13 protein-coding genes are annotated in these 22397 nt (G+C 59.7%); 6 read left to right on the top strand and 7 right to left on the bottom strand.

Features of this window, described 5'->3' with window-relative positions; all coding sequences use genetic code 11:
- Positions 1-39 precede the first annotated feature (39 nt).
- Positions 40-231 (top strand): HlyD family efflux transporter periplasmic adaptor subunit, encoded by a 192-nt coding sequence (locus IVB05_RS32520; RefSeq protein ID WP_247787184.1) that lies wholly within the window; start codon positions 40-42, stop codon positions 229-231.
- 394 nt (positions 232-625) lie between these two features.
- On the opposite strand, the gene IVB05_RS32515 is transcribed toward IVB05_RS32520, so the two are convergent.
- Positions 626-1621 (bottom strand): class I SAM-dependent methyltransferase, encoded by a 996-nt coding sequence (locus IVB05_RS32515; RefSeq protein ID WP_247780086.1) that lies wholly within the window; start codon positions 1619-1621, stop codon positions 626-628.
- A 248-nt stretch (positions 1622-1869) separates the two neighbouring features.
- Here IVB05_RS32515 and IVB05_RS32510 point away from each other — a divergent pair, with 248 nt between their 5' ends.
- Entirely contained in the window at positions 1870-2952 is a 1083-nt protein-coding gene (locus IVB05_RS32510; protein ID WP_247780085.1) for a heparin lyase I family protein, read from the top strand.
- A gap of 35 nt (positions 2953-2987) precedes the next feature.
- On the opposite strand, the gene IVB05_RS32505 is transcribed toward IVB05_RS32510, so the two are convergent.
- The gene (locus IVB05_RS32505; RefSeq protein ID WP_247780084.1) at positions 2988-3998 is read right to left on the bottom strand and encodes a polysaccharide deacetylase family protein; all 1011 of its coding nucleotides are present in this window, start codon (positions 3996-3998) and stop codon (positions 2988-2990) included.
- 1360 nt (positions 3999-5358) lie between these two features.
- Here IVB05_RS32505 and IVB05_RS32500 point away from each other — a divergent pair.
- The 4 genes from IVB05_RS32500 (at position 5359) to asnB (ending at position 14074) form a co-directional block, all read left to right on the top strand.
- Positions 5359-7302: a heparin lyase I family protein gene (locus IVB05_RS32500; protein WP_247780083.1), complete on the top strand. Its 1944-nt coding sequence runs from the start codon at positions 5359-5361 to the stop codon at positions 7300-7302.
- 118 nt (positions 7303-7420) lie between these two features.
- On the top strand, positions 7421-10132 hold the full coding sequence (locus IVB05_RS32495) for a type I secretion system permease/ATPase (protein WP_346771795.1): 2712 nt from the start codon (positions 7421-7423) through the stop codon (positions 10130-10132).
- Positions 10119-11552 carry an HlyD family type I secretion periplasmic adaptor subunit gene (locus IVB05_RS32490; RefSeq protein ID WP_247780082.1) on the top strand — a complete coding sequence of 478 codons (1434 nt, stop codon included), beginning with the start codon at positions 10119-10121 and terminating at the stop codon, positions 11550-11552. The genes IVB05_RS32495 and IVB05_RS32490 overlap by 14 nt, the downstream gene beginning before the upstream one ends.
- Before the next feature lie 854 nt (positions 11553-12406).
- Positions 12407-14074, top strand: a complete 1668-nt coding sequence (gene asnB / locus IVB05_RS32485; protein WP_247780081.1) for an asparagine synthase B — start codon at positions 12407-12409, stop codon at positions 14072-14074.
- Positions 14075-14422: 348 nt separating this feature from the next.
- Here asnB and IVB05_RS32480 read toward each other — a convergent pair whose 3' ends face one another.
- From IVB05_RS32480 to IVB05_RS32460, 5 genes are all read right to left on the bottom strand, one after another.
- Positions 14423-15595, bottom strand: a complete 1173-nt coding sequence (locus tag IVB05_RS32480; protein ID WP_247780080.1) for an acyl-CoA dehydrogenase family protein — start codon at positions 15593-15595, stop codon at positions 14423-14425.
- 82 nt (positions 15596-15677) lie between these two features.
- Positions 15678-18653 carry an amino acid adenylation domain-containing protein gene (locus IVB05_RS32475; protein WP_247780079.1) on the bottom strand — a complete coding sequence of 992 codons (2976 nt, stop codon included), beginning with the start codon at positions 18651-18653 and terminating at the stop codon, positions 15678-15680.
- A gap of 36 nt (positions 18654-18689) precedes the next feature.
- Positions 18690-19745, bottom strand: coding sequence for a thioesterase domain-containing protein (locus IVB05_RS32470; RefSeq protein ID WP_247780078.1), 1056 nt, complete (start codon positions 19743-19745; stop codon positions 18690-18692).
- A gap of 46 nt (positions 19746-19791) precedes the next feature.
- A complete protein-coding gene (locus tag IVB05_RS32465; RefSeq protein ID WP_247780077.1) occupies positions 19792-20610 on the bottom strand; it encodes a 4'-phosphopantetheinyl transferase superfamily protein in 819 nt (272 codons plus the stop codon).
- A gap of 257 nt (positions 20611-20867) precedes the next feature.
- Positions 20868-22034 carry a GNAT family N-acetyltransferase gene (locus IVB05_RS32460; protein WP_247780076.1) on the bottom strand — a complete coding sequence of 389 codons (1167 nt, stop codon included), beginning with the start codon at positions 22032-22034 and terminating at the stop codon, positions 20868-20870.
- Between the last annotated feature and the right edge of the window lie 363 nt (positions 22035-22397).

Below are 22397 nucleotides of genomic sequence, written 5' to 3'. Positions count from 1 at the left end.
CTCGTCGTCCCCGTCGACGGCGGCGTCCAGCAGCTTGCCGTGCATACGATAGGCGGCGTCGTCACGCCGGCCCAAGTGCTCGCAGTCGTGGTCTCGCAGGATAGCCATCTCGAGATCGAAGCCACGCTGACGAACGACGACGCCGGCTTCGTTCACGCCGAACAGGACGCCGAGATCAAGGTCCATACCTTCAACTACACCCGCTATGGGGGCTCTGTGGCAAGGTGCTGAGCGTCTCGCCCGACACCATCGCGCGACGGCCGAGACGTCGCCAAGTCCAGGACCCATGCTCAGGGCGCGACGGAAAATGGCCAGCAGGGGGAGGACGATCTCGTCTACGCCGCCCGAATATCGATCGACCAGCGGTCGGGCGACAACGTCGTCGATCTTGGCACGGGCATGGCGGTCACGGTGGAAGGCGGCCCTCATCGGACCTCACCGGGGGCTTACATACGCGGCGCCGATATCGGCCCTGTACTGGGCGAGGTACGCGACCGGTGATGCGGCGCAATGACTGACGGGCTGATAAAGCACACGAGATGCTGAAAAAGCTGGATGGCGGATAAGCTAATTGTTGTTCTGCCTCAGCTCAGCGCGGTCCTGATTTGGCGTGAACCAGCTGGCCCTATGGTTTCCGGATTGCAAGTTGAAGATAGGATTCATAAAATGCATTACCGACTCGCGGACCATGGCGTCGCAGCAATTTCTCGAACGAGCGATCGAAAGCGAACCATTTTGCAAATTGGAGCGGATTGCCGCGGTTCCAGCGATTCAAGCTGTTGATCTGGAGCGCGGAAAGATCCCCCAATGACAACTCAAATTCATGGTAACTGGCGGCCCGGCCTGTTCTGGTCAAGCTTAGGAGCGTTTGCGCCGTTATCGGTGGCCTCAATCGCTCATTGAAGGGGAAACGCGGACTGAACCGTGAATAGTGCGTGGCCAAGTCATCTGGCAGCCACAGATAGAATGGCAGCAATGCGGTATGTGTATCGAACCACCAAAGGCGATTGGGAGTTTCCACCACAATCAAATAGGCGCCACTGCGCAGGGAGCCCCAGACGGAGGAGAATGAAGACAACTTTTCGTCAAGGGTCATATGTTCCACTGTTGCAAAATATATAACAGCGTTGACCTCCGCTATTCGTGCCGCCGGAATCTCAGTAGCGTTCCCCTTTATCAGCTCTGCTTTAACATCGTAAATGGAAAGACGCTCGCTGCCAACGGCCAGACTTGCCTCGTCTATATCATAACCAAATACCTGGGCCCCCTGTTCGGCGAGGGCGACAGTTGAGCTGCAGGTACCGCACCCGATCTCTATAATTTTAGCGCCATCTAAACGAAATAGTGTATCAAGCCAAGGAACTATGGTTCTGCGATCTACATAAGTTCGGCCAGTAACATGGTCGTCGAGGTCCTTCTTACCCGCCTGTGTGTTGAGATAGTCTGGCGGATCGCGAAAGTAGTACTTTGTCAAAGCAGCTACGAGACGCTCCTTGCCAGAAGTTGAAAGAGGACGCTGGCGCACTCTCAAGTGCCGGCTTAGGTGGCGATACCTCAGAATGCTGACAATCCGGCCAACTCGTCCCACCCGCGCGAGGTTCAGAATAGACTCTACGGTCATCGCATCGACTTCCAGCCTTTTGCATGAACTATCGCGTTGCAGTCATCCACGATGACGGGTGAGTCATTGGATCATCCAATCTAACCTCAACTCAGCAAACTTCCGAAGCAGGGGCAACTGTGAGTTTCCGCTCTTTCGAGTTAATCAGAAATGGAAACAAGGCTTTGCCATGACGCTGTTAACATGCGTTCGGACACGATTGGTGAAGAAAGACTAGCATGATAGTCGCGTGGGTGATTATGCCATTCTTGATCACCTCGCTCTCAGCCAATGCGGGTATCATTAGCGATGGACTCGGTAACCTCCCGATATTGCTGCTGCCCGGCATGGATGGGGCGAACAGCCGGGTGGGCGAGTCCGATGTCACGCCGCCACTCGGCTCGGAGACAGTAAGCGACAGCGGTCGGTGGACCCCTGCCACCAGCAGATTGTCGGGCGGTGCCCACTGGTTCAATTCGGCGGACGCCACTTCCGGAGGCACACGCCGAGCGTCGCCGCCCCTGGGCGCGACGGTCGCACCAAACATCAACTCGTTCTCGGGTGCCAATGGCTCTATATTCACCGTCGATGGATATAGCGCGCAAGCCCAGAATGCGAACCAGCCGTGGAGCCTGACACAGCTCAATGCCAACACGCTCCAATTTTCGGTTCGGTCCGGGGATCGTTGGAGCGTCGGCGGTTACAGCGATAATGGGGCGAACCGTTCCGAGATTCAGTTTTCGCCACTCTATGCAGCGGGCACCCAGATCAACCTTTCTGAGACGATTACGATTCAGCCGGGCCCGACGAATACTGCATCGTGGCTGTGCCTCACCCAGTTGCACGCGACCACCAATGTGGCGCCAACATATGCTCCGTTCTCTGTCGGGCTGGACCGATCCGACCACTTGGTGGTCATTCTCCAGCATCCGAATCAATCATCGGATAATCTTGTCTACCGTTCCCCGATTCCCATTGTGCGGGGTCAACCGATGGACCTGGACTTCCAGGTGAACATGGGCCCGAGCGGGGGCGGCTATGTCGGTGTTTGGCTAGACGGAACTCAGATCGTCAACTATCACGGCCCGGTCGGAGCGACTAACTCCGAGTACTACTGGAAGGTAGGCGTCTATCGCGGGTCGGCGGCGGAAACGTTGACGGCAGATTTCAGTAATGTGCAGATAACGACCGGTCCGCAAGCCGTGCCCATGAGCGGCACGAGTTCATCATCGTCAGGGACTACCACCACTTCGGGCGGCACGACATCCTCGCGTACCAACGCCCCGTCCAGCGGGACGTCCTCGGGCAGCACCTCCTCTAGCGGCAGCACTGGTGATCGCCTCAAACGGTGACGAATGATTGACGGTCGCTCTTCAGCGATCCCGGTCTACTCCCGGCCGAGGCAGGCGCCTAGCTTGAGCATTGCCGACTGAACACCGCTCATTCGTGCCGCGAATGACGTTTCTGAGTCAAATGAACTACAAACGCCAATGCGGGGAAGCGCGAATTGATTTGGCTGATGGTCGCTTAGCTGAGAGTGTCGCGTTGTCACGGCGCTCACATATCCCACTTCATTGGCAAGATGCTCTTCTCGTAGACCGTATGCGCCGTACGGATAGGCGAGATGCCGAACGGACAACTGAAGTAAATTCTCCAGGTAGTTGCGGTTATCGGCCAACTCGTCTCGCGCTGAAGCCGCATCCAGGGTTGCTAGCGCTGCGTGTGAAGTTGTGTGCCCGCCAATTGATGCGAGAGGATGACGCGACAGACCCTGGAGCGCGCGCGCGTCCAGGAAGTATCGGTCGTTCAACGCAGACGTTGAAATACCAGCCTTATTGAACGTCGTCGCAAGCGCTGCGACACGTTTGAAATCGTGGTGCACCCACTGGTCCACTTTTCTCAGCGCGAATTGCTTGCTCCGAAAGTCAGGACAACGAAACCGCAACCCCATTGCATCGATTGTGACATCGTCTCTTGAGCGAATTAGTTCGCGCAATCCTAACCACCACGACTGCAGGGTCCGCGTTAAGGCGGCGGTGGGCACGTACACCATGAATGGGGCGTTATGGCGCTCGAGGATGGGAAGCGCCACCGAGACATTATCTCGATATCCATCATCAAACGTGAGGACCGCATAGCGGCGCGATCGGTCATTCTTGGCCAGCTGCGCAAGGCACTCCTCAAGGCTGACAATCGCCCATCCTTCTCGCTGCAGCCAACTGAGCGAATAGTCAAAAAGTTCAGCCGAAGTGCCGGTCATCAATTCCGACCGACAATCCCGCTGAATTTCGTGGAACATCACGATGGCTGCCCTACCAGCGAAGATTCTGCGAAACACTGGAAACAGTCCAGCGGACCCGATCCCATAGAACAGGGTATTTTTTAACAGCTGCTTCACTTGAGGCCACCTCCGAAACAGAAATCCGTCCAGCCAGGGGTCTGAAGCCATGCTGCAGAAACCGCCCCTCCCGGATTTCCGACGCACTCGACTATTGACATTCATCCATCATGCGAGAGCATCATTGTGCCATGCATCAGGCTTAACGCCTCATTGCTGTCTAATCCGAAAATTGCATGGGGGCCGACGCCGAATGGCCCCGCGCCGATCATCGCCACCGGAAGATCGAACGCACCTATCACTCCCCCTATCCTTGCGGGTGCCACTTCGCCGCAAGTGTAAGCAAAAGGGTTGAGGAGTTCACCGGGGGCATAGTGGCTACCCAATGGTGAGTATTCAGCCCGCCGCGCGATTCCGTTGCCGAAATGCTCCGGTCGAGCCGATATCAGATGACGGTTTTTCGAAACCGACGACGGAGATCATGCTGCGCGATGTCGTTCGCCGTAATGGCTTGCGCGACGTCTGCGCTGTTTCGATGTTTCGGGTCCGCGGCAGTGGTCTTCTCTGCGGCGGCGCGCATGTCATCAAGGTCACGATCGAGAGCGCCGGGCCAGCTTGCGCACCAACTAGGGCCGGGCCTTGGCTTTCGAAGGTCCGTTACGTCCTGGATTTCTGGATCTACTCGGGCGCCCGGCACATGTGGGGCTTCGGTCGCACTGTTGGCGCCATTGAGCTCGCAAGGACCTCGAACTCGATAAGACCGACTCGGTTATCTGCCGTTCGCCCGGTCCCGTATGTTCTCATCAGTCACGAGCGCAGCTCGGCGCTCGTGAGCCAGCAACCTTGCCTTCGCGGAATGGCCGGCGTCTTCACAGACGTCACGATGATGACCGCGCGGCTGCATCGTCAGCCCCATCACTGTGACGGAAGCGAAACGACAGCTTGCTCTCCCGAAGTGGGGAAGACTGATCGCGCACTTGTCGCAATCGCGACTTCTGCGAGACACGAACCAGCTTCGGTGCTGCGAGCGCTAGCGCCAAACGCTCGCCAAAGCGTCAAAACTGAAGGCCGACCAACTCAATTTGGCCGAGGCGAACAGGAGAATTCCGCGCCATATGTGGGGCACGTGGGGCACGTATTGGGCCGACATACATGAGTATAAATCTTATTTTGAAAGTTTTTTCGCCATTTTTGCTTATTAACCCCCAAGCCAGCAGTCGGGGGGCACAAATTCCCACTGCTTTGAAATCTGCTCGCGGTCCGAGGCTGCGATGCATTGAAGTCTGCTCGCGGTCCGAGGCTGCGGTGCATTGAAATCTGTTCACGGCGCCGAGCGCTGTGAGCATGTGGTATGTCGCACGCGCCAATGCGATGCGCGGCAGTGGAATGCACTATCTTCAACGTTCAAAAGGATTACGGAATGGCTTCCGAACCAATCACCAACTTCTCAGGTACAAATAGCGCTAGATTCACCGTCGATGGAATTACCGCGCAAGCCCAGAATGCGAACCAGCCGTGGAGCCTGACACAGAGCGATGCCAACACACTCCAATTTTCGGTTCGGTCCGGGGATCAATGGGGCACCGGCGACAGTGGGGCGAACCGTTCCGAGATTCAGTTTTCGCCACTCTATGCAGCGGGCACTCAGATCAACATGTCTGAGACGATTACGGTTCAACCGGGCCCGACGAATACTGCATCGTGGCTGTGCCTCACCCAGTTGCACGCGACCACCAATGTGTCGCCAACATATGCTCCGTTCTCTATCCAGCTGGACACATCCGACCACTTGGTGGTCTGTCTCCAGAACCCGAGCGCCGGTAATCTTTATGTCTACCGTTCCCCGGATCCCATTGTGCGGGGTCAACCGATGGACCTGGACTTCCAGGTGAAAATGGGCCCGAGCGGGGGCGGCTATGTCGGTGTGTGGCTAGACGGAAATCAGGTCGTCAACTACAACGGGCCGGTCGGAGCGACTAACTCCGAGTACTACTGGAAGGTAGGCGTCTACCGCGGACAGGCGGCGGAAACGCAGACGGCGACTTTCAGCAATCTGGACATCTGGACGGGGTCGGCACCGGCTCCCACACCGACGCAGCCAACCACGCCCACGTCGCCAACCACGCCGGTAAACCTGGCGCCGACCGTGACGGAAGCGTCCGCTTCACCGGGGACAGGAATTGCAGATAACGGCGACACCATCACCATGACGCTCGGCTTCAGCGAGGCCGTGACCGTCACCGGCACGCCGACGCTGTCGCTCAACGATGGCGGAACGGCCACCTATGTCGGTGGCTCAGGCACGAGCTCGCTCATCTTCAAAAACACTGTCGCGTCGACTGACCGGGACACCTCGGCGCTCGCCATCACGGGAGTCAACCTTCCGACCGGCGCGAGCATCAAGGACTCTGCCGGTGCCGCGGCAACCCTCTCGGGCGCGGTGAAGACGTTCACCGGTCTTCAGATTGATGCGACCCCGACATCCCCGACGACGCCAACGTCTCCAACCACGCCGACGTCCCCCACCACGCCGACCACCCCTACGTCATCCGTCACGAGGCCGGTCCTCACCGTCGCGGATCCCTCGCTCTGGGTGGCCGGCAGAGGCGGTAGGGTCGACCTGGGGACCAAGGTGACAACGACCGATACCAATGACCGCGTGACCATGAACATCACGGGGTTGCCAAAGTACGAGACGATCACCAGTGCGCTCGATGGTCAAACGTTCAGGGGACGGGACATCACCTTGTCGGCCGCGCAGGTCAACAGCGGACTGACGCTGACATCGAACTACAGGGGCGGAGGTGAGCCGGTCGCAACGCTCACGCTGACCGCACGCGCGCAGGACTCGGTCACCGGCGCTGTGGCGTCGTCCGCGCCGCAGACCATCAGCGTGGTGGATCCGCGACCGACGACTAGGACGACCACAACGGCGCCGCAGACCAGCACCGTGTCCTCGGTCTCGACGGGTTCGGACTTGCGGGGCCAAAGCACTGTGCAGCAGCACGTGGACCCCGTCACCAGCGCCGCAGCGCCCACTGCGCAGCGGCCGATCACCGGTACGGATCATGCGCTAGCGACTGCCACGAGCGCAGGGTTCCTGGCGAACCAGGGCTTTGAGCGGCTGCAGCAGCAGGTGGAGTCATTCACCAGCACGCTGGCGACTGGCAGGCCGCAGGCGATCGTGACGGATCCTCAGCTCGCGACGGGGACGACCACGGCGTCCCTGGCAAGCCAGAGCTTCGCGCTGCTGAACCAGTATCTGGCCGGCAACACCGGCCGGGTCGATTCCGGGCAGATCGTGTCGGCCGTGTCGCAAGGGGCCGGTTGGACGCAGGACGCTATCCTGACCAGACCGCACTGATCCACTACTTCCGCACCCGGGCGCGCCAGCGCCTGGGTGCGGCACCATCATAGTTTGGGAATGCAGAGAAGGAACATCACACGCGGCCGGTAGCCGCGAAGGGTTGAGTTAAAACATTATGGCGATGCAGAATGGGAATGCCCACGCCGCAGACCATGGGCTTCGAGCCCTGGCTCTGTTCCTGCGCCTTCATGGCGTCCACGCCGAGCCGGACCAGCTCCGCGATCGCTGCGGAAGCAGCACAATAGGTATTCGTGCCTTGCTGCGTTGCGCGCGCGAATTGGGCGTCAAGGTCCGTTCGCGAACAACGCATTGGAAGCGACTTGCGAGCATCCAGCTCCCTGGGATCGCATCGCTGCGCGATGGCGGGTTTTTGCTTCTCGGCAAGGTCGACGACAACGGGGCACTCGTGCTGCACCCGACTGCGTCGCGTCCGGAGCTGATGACGCGCGCGGAATTCGAGGAAATCTGGGACGGCCGCTTGATCCTGACGGGATCGCAGAACGTCATCAATCGGGTCCTCCATGCCCTCGCTGACACGAGTGTCACCGTGCGTGGTCTGGCGCGCCGCGCCGTCGCCCCCGTAGCGCGCGTTCGCGATACCGTAATGCGGGCCCGCGATTCATTGATGCGTGCGTGCTTCGGCGAAAGAAGCGATATGGCCCTCCAGACGGCCAGATCCGACCTCGAGGCTGTGAGCATCGTGCCTCAGAGCGAGGACGAGTCGGGGCTCGTGGCAGTGGCAATCCTGTTACGATGCCATGGCATTGCGGCCGATCCTGAACAGATCCGGCATCGCATGGGCGCGGCCAAGCTGGGTGTTACCGAAATCCTGCGCTGCGCCAAGGAATTCGGGCTGAAGGCTCGGGCACAGAAGTCGAACTGGAGCAGGCTTGCGGTCACGCCGCTGCCCGGAATCGCCCTGCTGCGCGACGGCGGCTTCCTGATCCTGGGCAAGGTCGTCGACGACAAGCTTCTGGTTCAGCGCCCATTGTCTCCCCAGCCCGAAACAATGACGCAGGCCGAGCTCGAGGCGATCTGGGACGGCGACATCATCCTGATGGCGCGGCGCGCATCCCTGACCGATCTCTCCCGCCGTTTCGATATCGGCTGGTTTGTCGGCGCGGTCCACAAGTATCGCCGTCTTCTCGGCGAAGTGCTGGTCGCGTCGTTCTTCCTGCAGATATTCGCCCTCATCTCGCCGCTGTTTTTCCAGGTGGTCATCGACAAGGTGCTCGTGCATCGAAGCATGAGTACGCTCGACGTTCTGATCATAGGTCTTGTGGCGCTGACGGTGTTCGAGGCCGTTCTCGAAACGCTCCGGGTCTATCTGTTTGCGCACACCACGAACCGCATCGACGTCGAGCTCGGCGCCCGGCTGTTTCGTCACCTGATGGCGTTGCCGATCGCATACTTCCAGGCTCGCCGGGTCGGCGATTCGGTCGCACGCGTCCGCGAGCTGGAGAATATCCGTCAGTTCCTGACGAGTTCGGCGCTTACGCTCGTCATCGATCTGTTGTTCACCATCGTCTTCCTTGTGGTGATGTTCTACTACTCGACGACGTTGACGCTGATCGTTCTGGCCTCATTCCCGTTCTACATCGGCATTTCCGTGGGCGCTGCGCCGCTGTTTCGCCGGCGCCTCGATGAGAAATTCAACCGGGGATCCGAGAACCAGGCGTTCCTGGTCGAGAGCGTCACCGGCGTCGAGACGCTGAAGGCCATGGCGGTCGAACCGCAGATGCAGCGCCGGTGGGAGGAGCAACTCGCCGGCTATGTGGCCGCGAGCTTCCGCGTGCTCAGCCTGAACAACACGGCGAGCCAGGCGGTCCAGATGATCAACAAACTGGTCACCGCGGCAACGCTTTACTTCGGCGCCAGACTTGTGATCGGTGGCGATCTCACCGTCGGCGAACTCGTCGCCTTCAACATGCTGGCCGGACGTGTGAGCATGCCGGTGCTGCGTCTCGCCCAGATGTGGCAGGATTTCCATCAGGCCCGCCTGTCGATCGATCGCCTCGGTGACATCCTTAACACCATGCCGGAGCCGAGCTTTAGTCCCGGCCGTGCCGCACTGCCGCCGATCCGCGGACAGGTCACGTTCGAGCATGCGAGGTTCCGCTATCGCATCGACGGTCCCGAGGTGCTGCACAACGTATCCTTCAACGTCCAGCCCGGCCAGGTCATCGGAATCGTTGGCTCGTCCGGCTCGGGCAAGAGCACCATCACCAAGCTGATCCAGCGTCTCTACGTGCCGGAGAGCGGACGGGTACTGATCGACGGCGTCGATCTCGCGATGGTCGATCTGAGCTGGCTGCGGCGCCAGATCGGCGTCGTCCTGCAAGAGAACGTGCTGTTCAACCGTTCGATTCGTGAGAACATCGCGCTGGCCGACCCGGCCATGCCGATGGAACGCGTTATCGAAGCAGCATCGCTTGCCGGCGCTCATGACTTCATCCTGGAACTGCCCGAAGGTTACGACACCGTCGTCGGCGAACGCGGCAGCAGCCTGTCCGGCGGGCAACGCCAGCGTGTCGCGATCGCGCGCGCGCTGATTACCGATCCGCGTATTCTCATCCTCGACGAGGCGACCAGCGCGCTCGATTACGAAAGCGAGCGTGCCATCCAGCAGAACATGAAGCGAATTGCCGCCGGCCGGACCGTGTTCGTGATCGCGCATCGGCTCTCGACCGTGCGCAACGCGAACCGGATCATCACGCTCGAGCATGGTCGCATTGTCGAGGACGGCAGCCATGATGAGCTGATCCGCACGAACGGGCGTTACGCAAACCTCCACTATTTGCAGGCCGGTATCCATGACGTCCGCTAGCCGAAACATCGTCCCGTTTCCGAAACCTCCCGCCCCGGCTCGCCGCCGCGAGCACGAAATCGCGTTCCTGCCGGCGGCGCTCGAGATCACTGAAACGCCGCCGTCGCCGATCGGACGCGCGATCGGCGCCAGCATCATCGTGGTCTTCTGCTTCGCGCTACTGTGGGCGACATTCGGCAGCGTCGATATCGTCGCCTCCGCGACCGGCAAGATCGTGCCCGGCGGGCGCACCAAGCTGATCCAGCCGTTCGAGACGGGCGTCGTCCGCGCCATCCACGTCCGCGACGGGCAGACCGTAAAGGCTGGCGACGTTCTTATCGAACTCGATCCGACGATGACGGAAGCCGACAACGAACGCCAGAAGAGCGATTTCCTCGCGGCCGAACTCGAAGTCGCCCGGCTGCGCGCCGGGCTCGCAGAGGATCCGCTTGCCGCCTTCCGGCCGCCGCAGAGCGCAAGCGCCGCGGAGGTCGAGATGCATCGTCAGTTCCTGATCAGCCAGCGCGCCGAACAGAATGCCAAGCTCGCCGAGATCGAACGCCAGCAGGGCCAGAAAGAAGCGGAGCGAGCGACCACTTCGGCGAGCGTCGCGAAGCTGCAGGCGACGATACCGGTGCTGCAGGAACGCGTGGATATCCGCAAGAACCTGGTCGACAAGGCACTGGCTTCGAAGGTCGTCTATCTCTCCGAATACCAGGAGCTGGTCGGCCTTCAGCAGGACCTCCTCCTGCAGCAGAGCCGGCTGCGCGAAGCCGATGCAGCCACAGCGTTGCTGAAGGAAACGAGGGAAAGGACCGCCGCGGAGTACCGGCGCTCGACCTATGACGCACTCGCGAAAGCCGAGCAGAAAACCGCGAGCGCTGCGCAGGAGGTGATCAAGGCAGAACGGCGCACGAAACTCCAGCGTTTGGTCGCGCCTGTCGACGGCGTCGTGCAACAGCTCGCCATTCATACCGTGGGAGGCGTGGTGACGCCTGCTCAGGCACTCGCCGTGCTGGTTCCGAGCGAGAGCCAGCTCGAGATCGAGGCCATGCTTTCCAACCGCGACATCGGCTTCGTGCATCCGGGACAAAAAGCGGAGATCAAGATCGATACATTTAACTTCACGCGCTATGGGCTTCTTCATGGCGACGTGCTCAGCGTTTCGTCTGACGCGATCACCCGCGACAGGCAACAGGGCACTTCGAATGATCGGGCCATGGGCGCGGCGACGAACAGCAGCGAGCCGAAAGGTCAGGAACTGGAGTATGCCGCTCGCATCTCGCTCGACCGCGCGGCCATGCAGGTAGATGAGAAACTCGTCAAGCTTGGGCCTGGAATGGCCGTGACGGTCGAAATCAAGACCGGCTCGCGAACCATCATCAGCTATCTCCTCTCTCCGCTGGCAAGATACAAGCAGGAGTCCTTGCGGGAGCGGTAGACGAAGCGGAGCACAATCGATGAGGATTGCGGGAAACCGGGCCATGACGAGTGAGCTGGTGCGCTCGGCATGCGTTAATCCACCACGGCCGTGCCAGATACTGCCATAGTGGACTTACGATCGAGATCATGCCGGACCACAAGCCGTATTGTGGGATCGGCACGCCTGATCCGGTTTGCTCTGTGACGCACGCCAGCCAACTGGCGAGCGGCGTTGGACTTGAACAACAAAGTTGGCAGGAAAAGCGACGCCGCTTCATCGGCGATCTGTTCTCCCGCTCGCCAGATACGAACGCGACGTCCTGCGCGAACGGTAGCCCGAATTGCCGAGCTGCACCTGTCTCGGAGTGTACCCTCGCCACCGGAGTTCCGATGTCGACAACGACTCGGGCGAGCACGGATGCAGCATACCGGAGCATGCATGAGGCGAGCCCCACATGCGTGGGCTACCCTATTTGGAATCTCTATTAGTACGGAACCTTATCCCAAATCTCAAAGTCATCGATATGTATTTGCACCGGATAATTCGCATAGGCGCCTGAGGTGAACAGGCGATTGATAGGTGCCGCGTTTTGCCCAATCGTGGTGCCCGTATGATCGAACACCAACTGGCCATTGATCTTCAACCATGAACGTTTGTCGATCCCTCACTTGAGGTAGTCAAAAAAGGGAAATTGCCACAACGTACGTGCCGCCTATAGTGGTCGCAACCACCATTCTACTTCCACGTCCTGCGCGCTCCTGTGCCACCGGCAACGGCGAGATCTGCTGATTCGCCCACGCTGATCATCGCGAGGTATCAGCCAGCATTAGGCTACGATCCGAACTCATAACTCATAGGAAGGGTTAACCACCTTGTGCGGCTTCGTTGGCATCTTCGGATTTACCGAACCGCTTGAGTCGGCACGCAGCCGGGCTCTCGAGATGGCAAAGACAGTCAGACACCGCGGGCCAGACTGGAGCGGCATTTACTCCAGCGAGTGCGCAATACTGGCGCACGAACGCCTTTCCATTGTCGACGTGGAGCACGGCGCCCAACCCCTTCTCGACGTTACCGCGGGTCGGGCTTTGGCTGTGAACGGAGAGATCTACAATCATGTCGCTTTGCGCGACACACTGAAGCTGCCGCACGTCTGGAGAACGAAATCAGACTGCGAAATTATCTTGTATCTCTACGACGAGTACGGATCAGCTTTATGCAATATGCTGAGTGGCATTTTTGCATTTGCCCTCTTCGACGAACGCAGTGGCGATTTCTTCGTCGCCCGAGACCACATCGGCATAGTTCCACTTTACATCGGATGGGGCGGCGACGGCGCAACTTACGTCGCGAGCGAAATGAAAGCTCTCGATCTCGTATGCGAGACGATCGAGGAATTTCCGCCGGGACATTACTACAGCGGCAAAGACGGACAGTTCGTCAGGTGGTATGATCCACAGTGGGCGCATACACTCCCAACCAAGAAGGTGTCCTTGCACGAGCTCCGAACTTCGCTCGAAGCTGCGGTCAAGCAGCAAATGATGTGCGATGTGCCTTACGGGGTACTTATTTCTGGTGGGCTCGACTCTTCCCTCATCGCGGCGCTCGCGGCACGCCACCGCTTCAGGCGGATCGAGTCTGGAGAGACCGAAGAAGCATGGTGGCCAAGACTACACTCGTTCTCCGTCGGCCTGGAAAACTCACCTGACATGAAGTATGCGCGAAACGCGGCGGCTCACATCGGCACGGTCCATCATGAGGTTGTTTTCACTGTACAGGAAGGATTGGACGCATTGCCAGATGTGATCCGGCACCTGGAGACCTTTGATGTCACCACCATTCGTGCCGGCACGCCGATGTACCTCATGGCGCGTAAAATAAAAGCAATGGGCATCAAAATGGTGTTGTCCGGAGAAGGCGCTGACGAAGTATTTGGCGGCTATCTCTACTTCCACATGGCACCATCAGCAGAAGAATTCCACGAGGAGACTGTCCGAAAGCTCTTTGCACTCAGCAGGTATGATTGCTGTCGTGCGAACAAGGCAACAGCTGCGTGGGGAGTCGAAGCCCGTGTGCCCTTCCTGGACAAGGAGTTCTTAGATTACGCGATGTCGATAAACCCCGCCGAGAAAATGTGCCCTGGCGCGAAAATCGAGAAGGGCATATTGCGGGAAGCATTTAGCGATCTGTTGCCGCAGGAGATCTTGTGGCGTCAAAAGGAGCAGTTTTCCGACGGAGTGGGGTACAGCTGGATTGAGGGCTTGAGGCATCATGCCGAGAATAAAGTCTCGGATCAGATGCTCGCAGAGGCTAGCAAGCGCTTTCCGCAGCAAACGCCGACTTCCAAAGAAGGATACTTCTACAGGACCATCTTTGATGGCATTTTCAAGAATCCGACAGCCTGCCTGACTGTCCCCATCGGTCCCTCGATCGCGTGCTCCACGCCGACCGCGTTTCTCTGGTCTCAACAATTTGCGAGCATGGATGACCCATCTGGAAGGGCAGTGAAAGGTATACACATTCAGGCCATTGATAACGTTTGATCAGTTGGTAACCCCGGCAATTCGAAGGCCCCGCCGAGCGGACGGGCTACACCGGCGCGACCACGTTGAACGAATGAAATCCTCTTTCAAGCGGACCGCGGACTCCACACAGCGTCCGGGTCGGTCGCGGCGCCGACGCGGCATATGGCGCGCGCCCTAAATTGTGGCCGGCTGCCGTCGTGATAGGGGCAGTTCCGATGCTTCTACAATCCAAACTCAGTCTCCAGGCAGCGGGGGGAAACGAACAGCCGAAGGCCCTTCTCAGCCAACCCTATCCGCCTGCGAAGAGCCCTTCACGGAGCCTCTTACAATCAACGCCAGAGCGATGTCCTTACTGCTGCATTAGGCTCACGACATCGACGCGACCACCTCCAGCATCACCTCCGTCGCGCCGCCGCCGATGGATAGGACGCGGGCGTCACGCGCCATGCGCTCGATCGGGCTCTCGCGCATCAAGCCCATGGCGCCATGGAACTGCACGCACGTATACATAACCTCGTTGACGAGTTCGCCGCAGATGGCCTTCACCATCGAGACCTCGCGCAGGCAATCTTCGTCCGCCGCCATGCGCCAGGCGGTGGCATAGAGAAACTGGCGGCCTGCCTCTACCTTTGCAGAGAGCATCGCGAGACGTTCACGGATCGCCTGCATGTCCCATAGGACGCCCCCGAATGCGCGGCGAGCTTTCACCCAGGCAAGGGTCATATCGATCGCCGCCTCGGCCGCCCCTATCGCCATGCCGGCGAGGACAAGGCGCTCGTTCTGGAAGTTGCGCATGATAGAGTAGAAGCCCAGTCCCTCAGCGCCGAGCACGTTCTCGGCGGGGATACGGCAACCGTCGAAGACGAGCTCCGCGGTATCGGAGGAGCGCCAGCCGTGCTTGTCCAGCTCGCGGGCGACGCTGAAGCCTGGCGTACCCTTCTCGACGAGGAACATCGTGATCCCGTGGCTTCCTGCCGAGGGATCGGTCTTGGCGGCGACGCAGTAGAGATCCGCGTGGACGCCGTTCGTGATATAGAGCTTCGTGCCGTCGAGGACGTAAGAGTCGCCCTCTCGGCGGGCGCGCGTGCAAATGGCCTTCACGTCCGAGCCTGCATCCGGCTCCGTGATGGCGATCGCGGTGATCACCTCGCCGCTGATAATGCCCGGCATCCAGCGGGCCCGCTGGGCTTTGGTCCCGTCGTGAAAGACATGCACGGAAGCCATGTCGGTATGGACCAGCGTCGCGATGGCGACGCCGCCATAGGTCGAGCGCCCGAGCTCCTCGGCGAAGATCGTGGATGCGGTCGCGTCCATCTCGGCACCACCGTACTCGGCCGGGTAGCGGATGCCGAAGAAGCCGAGTTCGCCCATGCGGCGTAGGATCGGACGGGGAATGAACCCGTCTTCCTCCCAGCGGTCCGCACGGGGCTTGATCTCTTCCTCGACGAACCGGCGCACCTGGTCGCGTAAGAGCTCATACTCCCCCGCCGCCCAAGGCAGCCCCGGTCCTCGCGCCGGTACCCAAGCTTTGTCCATCATTCATCCGCTCTGCTATGCAGTCCAACGCAAAAGCTTTCGTCCGGATTGGTACCCCAAGGCCGTTCGGAGGCCTTCAGGTAAGCTAGAGTTCGATTTCCTCTCTCGGTCCTTCCGAGACTGAAGGGGCTCTGGAATCGGCCACCCAGAGCATTCCGTCGATCACTTCCGCCAGTCCGGCCACTGTCGGGCGCTCGAAGAGGTTGCGAAGCTGCACGTCGACGCCGAAGGTCTCCCGCATGCGCGACACCGCCCGCATCACCAGGAGCGACTGCCCGCCCAGGCCGAAAAAGTTGTCGTGACGGCCGATCGACTCAACCTTCAGGAGATCGCACCACAGCGCGGCCAGCGTCTTCTCGGTTTCCGTCGAGGGGGCGACGAAGTCTTGTGCAGGCTGGATGTTTTCCGCCGTCGGCTCGGGAAGCGCGGAGCGGTCGATCTTGCCGTTGGACGTGAGCGGCATCCGTTCGAGGCGAACATAGTGCGTCGGAATCATGGACTCAAAGAGTTCTTCGGCGAGGTGGGTGCGCAGGTCGGCCACGGTAAGGGGTTTCGACGAGACATAGTAGGCCACAAGTCGTGCGATACCGTCTTCGGCCGCTGGCGGTTCGACATAGCCGATCTGGGCCATAATCTCCTTGATGCGGGGTACGTCCAGCTCGTCGTTGAGTTCGTCAACGGCTTCGTCGCGCGTCTTCTGGCCAAGACGTACATCCCAGCTGTAGGGAAGAGCGTAGTTGTGATATCCCCGCTGCTTCTTATGAACGTAGATGCCGACATCGTTGATGAGGCAGTTCGTGGAGCGTCCTGTATCCGCAGGCCGGTCCCATCCTGCCTGCGTCTTCAGGAAGTCGAGCATGTCCTCCAGAGGGACGCTCCAGTAGCGGTAGAAGTCGATGAACTTTACTTCCTCGAATACTGAGTCGCTCCGGAACGCATCCACGTTAAGATAGCGCGAAACAGCATCCTCGCGGCGGTGATACTCCTTGCGCGCCTCGGCGATGAGTGCGTCCAAGCGGGCCGGATCGTAGTCGTCCCGCTTGAAGACCTCCTCAGTCAGGCGCGTCTCAAAGAATTGGCCGCGGGACAACCCCGTCACGATGTACCCGATCCCTCGTTCGCGGGCGACGTTCGTGGCCAGGGTGTAGATCGTTTTGAAGCAACCGTTGCAGACGTTCGCGAACCGTTTCAGGCTGTCGACGAAGATCTCGTTCATATGCGGCGTGCTTCCCCAGTGGTGATCCACGCCGAGGGACTTTACGAGCCGCCTGATATTGGCCTTGGCTCCTTCGGAAATGAAACCATTGTCGAGGGTGAAGGTGAGCGGCTTCACCCCCATTGCGACGAGCTTGCACAGCATAAAACTGCTGTCTTTGCCGCCGCTCAACAGCACGATGCAATCGTAAGGTCCCTTCCGGTTAGCCTGCATCTCCGCGATGAGAACCTGGAGGTCATCCGATGTCTTGAAATAGGTCTGCGCCTTGTCGACATAGGTGTCGAAGGCCCGGCATAGATTGCAGACGCCTGCCGCATCGAACGTCGTGCCGGGCAGGTCGGATGCGACACCGCACCGTTCGCAATAGCGCAGTTGTGTCGCTGGCTTCGCCACCGAGGTGGCGATGGCAGCGACTGCGCATTCCTGAACGTGCGGGTGCCTCAGAAGCCGCGCTTCGATCTCGCCCAGCTCGACACGCGCGCCACCAACCTTCACCTGATGATCGGCGCGGCCGAGAAAGTCCAGGCGTCCCTCCGAGTTCCAGCGGGCGAGATCGCCCGTCTTGTACAGCTGCAGCTTCGAAAATCCATCTCGGGGATCGGTGGCCGTGAGGAAACGTTCGTCGGTCAGGTCAGGGCGATTGAAATAGCCTCTCGCGAGACCGTCGCCGGCAATGAACATCTCACCGATGACGCCGGGGGCGGTGGGCTGATGTGCCTTGTTGAGGACGTAGACGCCCGCATTGGCGGCCGGAACGCCGATCGGCACCGATGCGGATTGATCCCGGTCGATGTCGAAACGGTGAATCATGCAGCCCACAGTGGCCTCGGTTGGTCCGTACTCGTTGTAGATCTCGATGGGATGAGGGATGGCTTTCGTGATATCGCGAGCCAACTCGGTCTTGAAGTCCTCGCCCCCCACGATGAACTTACGCAGCCTTGTGGTCTCAAGATTGCGGTCGCGGATCATCGCGAGATGCGCCGGCGTCAGCTTCATGATATCGACGGCATTATCGTCGATGACCTTGAGCACGACCATGCTCTGGATTCCGGGATCACCAAGATAGACCACGATGCGGCCGCCGGTGATGAGTGGCGTGAAGAGCGTCGTGACGGTCAGGTCGAAGGCGAGGGATGAGAAAAGGGGCCATGCGAGACGTTCGCCGGAACTGTACATCCGAGCGGCCCACCAAATGTAGTTCACCAAGTTCCGGTGCTCGATCACGACCCCTTTGGGCGTGCCGGTCGAGCCGGAGGTGAAGATGATATAGGCGGCGCCGTCCGGAGTGGCAGCGGACGGTCGGTCCGAGTCCGGCTGTTTCAGAATCGACCCGAAATCGGCGTCGAGCACGAAAATGTCGGCAAGGTTCGGGGAAATGACGGATTGCAGGCGCGCCTGAGTGATCGCCACCGGCGCCTGCTCGTCGGTCCCGTTGGCAATGTCCTTCAGGATTGTTGCGAGACGCCCCTTCGGCGTTGCCGCATCCACCGGCACATAGGCTGCGCCGGACTTCAGGACGCCTAAGATCGCGACGACGACTTCAACGGAGTGCTCCATGAACACAACGGCAATCCGACCCGGCCCTACGCCGGTCGAGCTCAGATGCGCGGCCATCTGGTTGGAGCGTTCATTGAGCTGCTGGTACGTCAGTGTTGCATCGCCGAAGCGGATCGCTTCAGCGTCAGGACTACGCGTCGCTTGGTCGCGGAAGAGATCGACGATCGTCCTGTCCGACGGGTAGGGCGCTGCCGTGGCGTTGTACTCGACAACCAGCGCTTGATGATCGGCATCTTTCAGCAGGGGACGCGCTACGCCCTCCGCCGCGATAGGTAGGACTTCATTCATGAGATACGCTCCCATTGCGGAAATCAAAAAATCAAATCACGTCAATCGTTCAGCCTTTTGGGTCGCCTGGCGATAAAGCTCTGCGATGGCAGGTGCATCCGGTTCCTCCAGCATAAGCGAACCGTTGCAGTCCTCGGGCCCGAAATAAAATTCGGCATGGGGCACCACTCGAAGCCATCGGAGCGGTGCTGCACCAGATCGCAGCCAGGCCTTGTTCGGAAGGAAAATGCATACTCGACCCGAATACGGAGTGGGAATGTACCGCCGGAAAGCCGTGATCGCCGTGGATTTGAGTCGAGCTCTGCTCGCCAGCACCGGATCCGCAGTGACGGGCTCTTTGCTTTTGCGAACGCGGGTCACGAGGGCGCGGACGCGCTCGCCGAGATTCCGGAGGCGACCGCCGAAATATCGGAGACGGGCGCCGAATGTCGGCAGCTTCGCCATCTCCTGCAGGTGCGGATAGACGCTACGCCTAGCAAGGAAATACAGCAGACGCGGCAATTCCCTATAGGTGGTGGGGTGAAGAGGGCCAAAGAGCGCTATGCATGGGACCTCCGCTCCGCGTTGACCCAGGATTTTCGCCAGTTCGAAAGCGGTTGCAGCGCCAGAGCAGAAACCGGCGATGATGTACGGACCGGTGGGCTGGCATTCGACGATCTGACGGGCGAAGTACTCGGCGATATCTTCGACGCGGTCCATCGGCTCGCTCCGCCCATCCCAGCCGGACGGTTGGAGTGCGTAAAACGGCTGATCGTCGCCCAGGTGCTTCGACAGGTCCGAGAATGTGAAGGGCGCCCCGACATGCCCGGCTACGGCGTAAATCGGCGTGCGTGTTCCGCGAGACTGCAGGGGAATAATGGCAGGCTGTTGCCGGGCCGCCGCCGTGGCCATATTCAGAAACGCGATGATCTCGCCCTTCCGGTCCCGCAACTGGTCGCGAAACTCCGCCGTCAGTGCGCCAGCTGGGGCGTTGCACCGCAGCCGGTCTCCCTCTACCCAGACCTTGATGTCCTTGGCCGCGAGGCCTGCGAAAAGCTCCGAAACCTGCGTCAAGTCCGCTGATATAGGGCTTTTCATAGATGAAACTGCCATCTCTTGCTCCGTGCGCCATCGCGGAAACATCAATTCCGGCTACCATTCATTTCCGGACTACCACGGTCCCGATGTACCCAGATTTCGGTACGAACCTACGGACAGTCCAATCCCTTTCATCCCAGGAAAGGGGCTGTCCTAAGCCGCACCCCAGGGCCTTAGAGATAGCCTCCAGCCGGGTCCAGCGCCCGAGGAAGCCCTCCAGCCGGTCTTCCGGACCAAGGGCGGTATAAGACCCATAGTCGGAGGCGGAAAAGCAGAGCGCGGCGATCTCGTCCGCTTCCGGCACAGGGAGAACTGCCTCGATGTCCACCCCGACCTCTTGCCTGGTCGAGTGGGCGACGACCGCGACATCTCCGGATCGTGAGACACTGAAGCGCAAATCGCGACCAGGCATGCGGTGCGAGAGGTGAGGTTTGCCGAGGCGTCCATATTCTAGTTCGACGTCGGACGGCGAGATTCCCAGTTTAGAAGCGAGGACCCGGCGAAGCTGCCCCCGGGTAGCGACGAAGCGGCGGCGGTCCCGCTCCAGTCTCAACCCCTCGGCGCGACGACGTTCCTCTTCGTTGAGGCAAACGCCTATCTCACGGATGACGTCCTGCTCCGCATCGAGCATGAATGCCAGGACCTCCAAACCATCATTCTCGAAAACCGGCATTATGATCCCGGGTCTCAGCTCGACTGTTTTATCCAAAAAGCTCGAGAGCTGCTCCGTCCAGGGCTCGCACCGTTGTCTGAAGGCGCTCAACTGCGAATGCGTGACAGCCCGATCATCGGGACAGAACACCACTTCCTCTCCTCTTGCGCCAGACGAACGACCATTATCGCTGTCGCTCTGTTCACAGGCTCTGATGCGAGCAGCCATCACAACTACTTCCTATTAACCCAAGCTCGATCTGGCAGATTGCCACCGGTAGATTGGGAACGGTCATGGGTGGGCACTCGAGCGGATTGCTGATTGAAATTTTAATCCCGCACTGCCATGGCTCAATGGACCATCGTAATTACCTATTTGTTGCCGGTTCCCATCCAGTGACCCAGATTGTACCGCTTGAGATGAGTGAATCGGTGGCAAAGTGCCGCGTCCTTCCAATGCGTAAGCGGAGGCAAAGGGCCGATCGCCTAGGAACTAGCCCCCAAATACGGAATACGGCGCCGTAGCTTCTTTTCTAGAAGATCCGTAGCAATCGTTCGTAGCATCCGCTTGCCACTGCGGAGCTTGGCCTCGATGCGGCGCTCTGGACTGTCTCTGCCTATTGCGATCCACTTCATGGGATGCTCCCTATTGGCCAGACGGGACTTGTGCCCACCGCCACCGGCCAGGAAGTCGTAGCTGCGTTCCCCGCGTGCGATGCTGTCCTCAATAGCCAGCACATGGCTGACAAGCCCGGGCTTGAGTCGGCCATCGCTCTCATAGAGAAAGCCGCTTTGGTAGTTAAGGACACGACCGTCATGTACGAAATTGTACACGACCCCAATTGTCTGGTCCCCAGCCAGCGTCCGTGAGATGCGGACGCCCCCCATGGGGACTCCGCGCGCAATTAGCTCCTCGTGAAACGGACGGAAGCCCGGATTGGCGAAGGCCCCCCTGCGTCCCCATCGCGACCGATGAAAGTCGCTCAGCAAATCGAACGCGGCGAGGGCCTCCGTTGTCGTTTCCATGATCCGAAGTTCAACGGGACCACGTTCGGTATACAACCGCATGGCACGGCTCACGGCCTGGCGAGTACTGCGGCCCAATGTGGCGTGATAATTCCCCCCTTGCTGGCGGACTTTGGCGAAATCAACCCACAGTGCCGCATCAGCCTGTTTCACCTCGGTAACGAGCCCAACCCGGCCTGCGGCGCGACACGCGGCCAACTCAAGGTCCGGACCAATTCCGGAGAGCACTAACTGATCCGAGCGGCGCAAGCGGGACGTCAACGCATCGAGACCTGCCGCTACAACGGCATCGGATTGCTCTGCAAGAATATTATTGTACTCGATGAACAATCGGTCGAAGCGAGTATCGCCTGTTTCATTGAGTAGCCAACGTGCCCGCGCATGCAGCCCGAGACTCCACGCTCTCCGCCTGCAAATAATCGCCAAGCCAACGATCTTGCTTGACGACCGAGCGACGAGGACGTGTGGTTGCGCGTCATCCGGGAGATGCCGTAGCCACGTGCCGATCCAGAGCCAAGACAAAAAGAACGAGTGACTCACCCGCGCTTCGAGTTCTTTCCACGAGGTTTCTAGCCACGCAATGCTCTTCAGGTTCTCCAGGCTGACATCGATGATCCTCTCAGGCATAGCTTATTTTTCAAACGTCAGAGGACCGCAGACGCGCTGCGACGGAAAGACCGAAGGGCCCAGCTGCAATGATCGCGGAAGATCCGACGATGGGTCCGGATGGCTGGTCACACACAGGTATCCTTCTGGCGGACACGCCCTTTTGGGCGTCTCTGACCATCGCTTCGGCGGAGGCGGATAACGGAACTATATCTGGAATTCGATCCCATGTGTGGACCCTTTCTGATTACCCCAGCGGTTTCTGACTCCGCGAGCCGCTTCTCCGCAAACCAACCTGCACAATCATGGACCTGTGACCGCCGGTGATCAGGGTCCCTCCGCCACAACCGAATTTCAGAACGTGCCAGCGCTTGTCATTTCAAA

The organism is Bradyrhizobium sp. 170, assembly GCF_023101085.1.
In the GTDB taxonomy this organism is placed as follows: Bacteria; Pseudomonadota; Alphaproteobacteria; order Rhizobiales; family Xanthobacteraceae; genus Bradyrhizobium.
This window is presented reverse-complemented; position numbering and strand designations above follow the sequence as displayed.

What these genes read in the sequence shown, in the direction of transcription:
- IVB05_RS32515 (WP_247780086.1), bottom strand. Translation starts at nt 1,621, where the DNA reads ATGACCGTAGAGTCTATTCTGAACCTCGCGCGGGTGGGACGAGTTGGC.
- IVB05_RS32500 (WP_247780083.1), top strand. Translation starts at nt 5,359, where the DNA reads ATGGCTTCCGAACCAATCACCAACTTCTCAGGTACAAATAGCGCTAGA.
- IVB05_RS32495 (WP_346771795.1), top strand. Translation starts at nt 7,421, where the DNA reads ATGGCGATGCAGAATGGGAATGCCCACGCCGCAGACCATGGGCTTCGA.
- IVB05_RS32490 (WP_247780082.1), top strand. Translation starts at nt 10,119, where the DNA reads ATGACGTCCGCTAGCCGAAACATCGTCCCGTTTCCGAAACCTCCCGCC.
- IVB05_RS32480 (WP_247780080.1), bottom strand. Translation starts at nt 15,595, where the DNA reads ATGATGGACAAAGCTTGGGTACCGGCGCGAGGACCGGGGCTGCCTTGG.
- IVB05_RS32475 (WP_247780079.1), bottom strand. Translation starts at nt 18,653, where the DNA reads ATGAATGAAGTCCTACCTATCGCGGCGGAGGGCGTAGCGCGTCCCCTG.
- IVB05_RS32470 (WP_247780078.1), bottom strand. Translation starts at nt 19,745, where the DNA reads ATGGCAGTTTCATCTATGAAAAGCCCTATATCAGCGGACTTGACGCAG.
- IVB05_RS32465 (WP_247780077.1), bottom strand. Translation starts at nt 20,610, where the DNA reads ATGGCTGCTCGCATCAGAGCCTGTGAACAGAGCGACAGCGATAATGGT.
- IVB05_RS32460 (WP_247780076.1), bottom strand. Translation starts at nt 22,034, where the DNA reads ATGCCTGAGAGGATCATCGATGTCAGCCTGGAGAACCTGAAGAGCATT.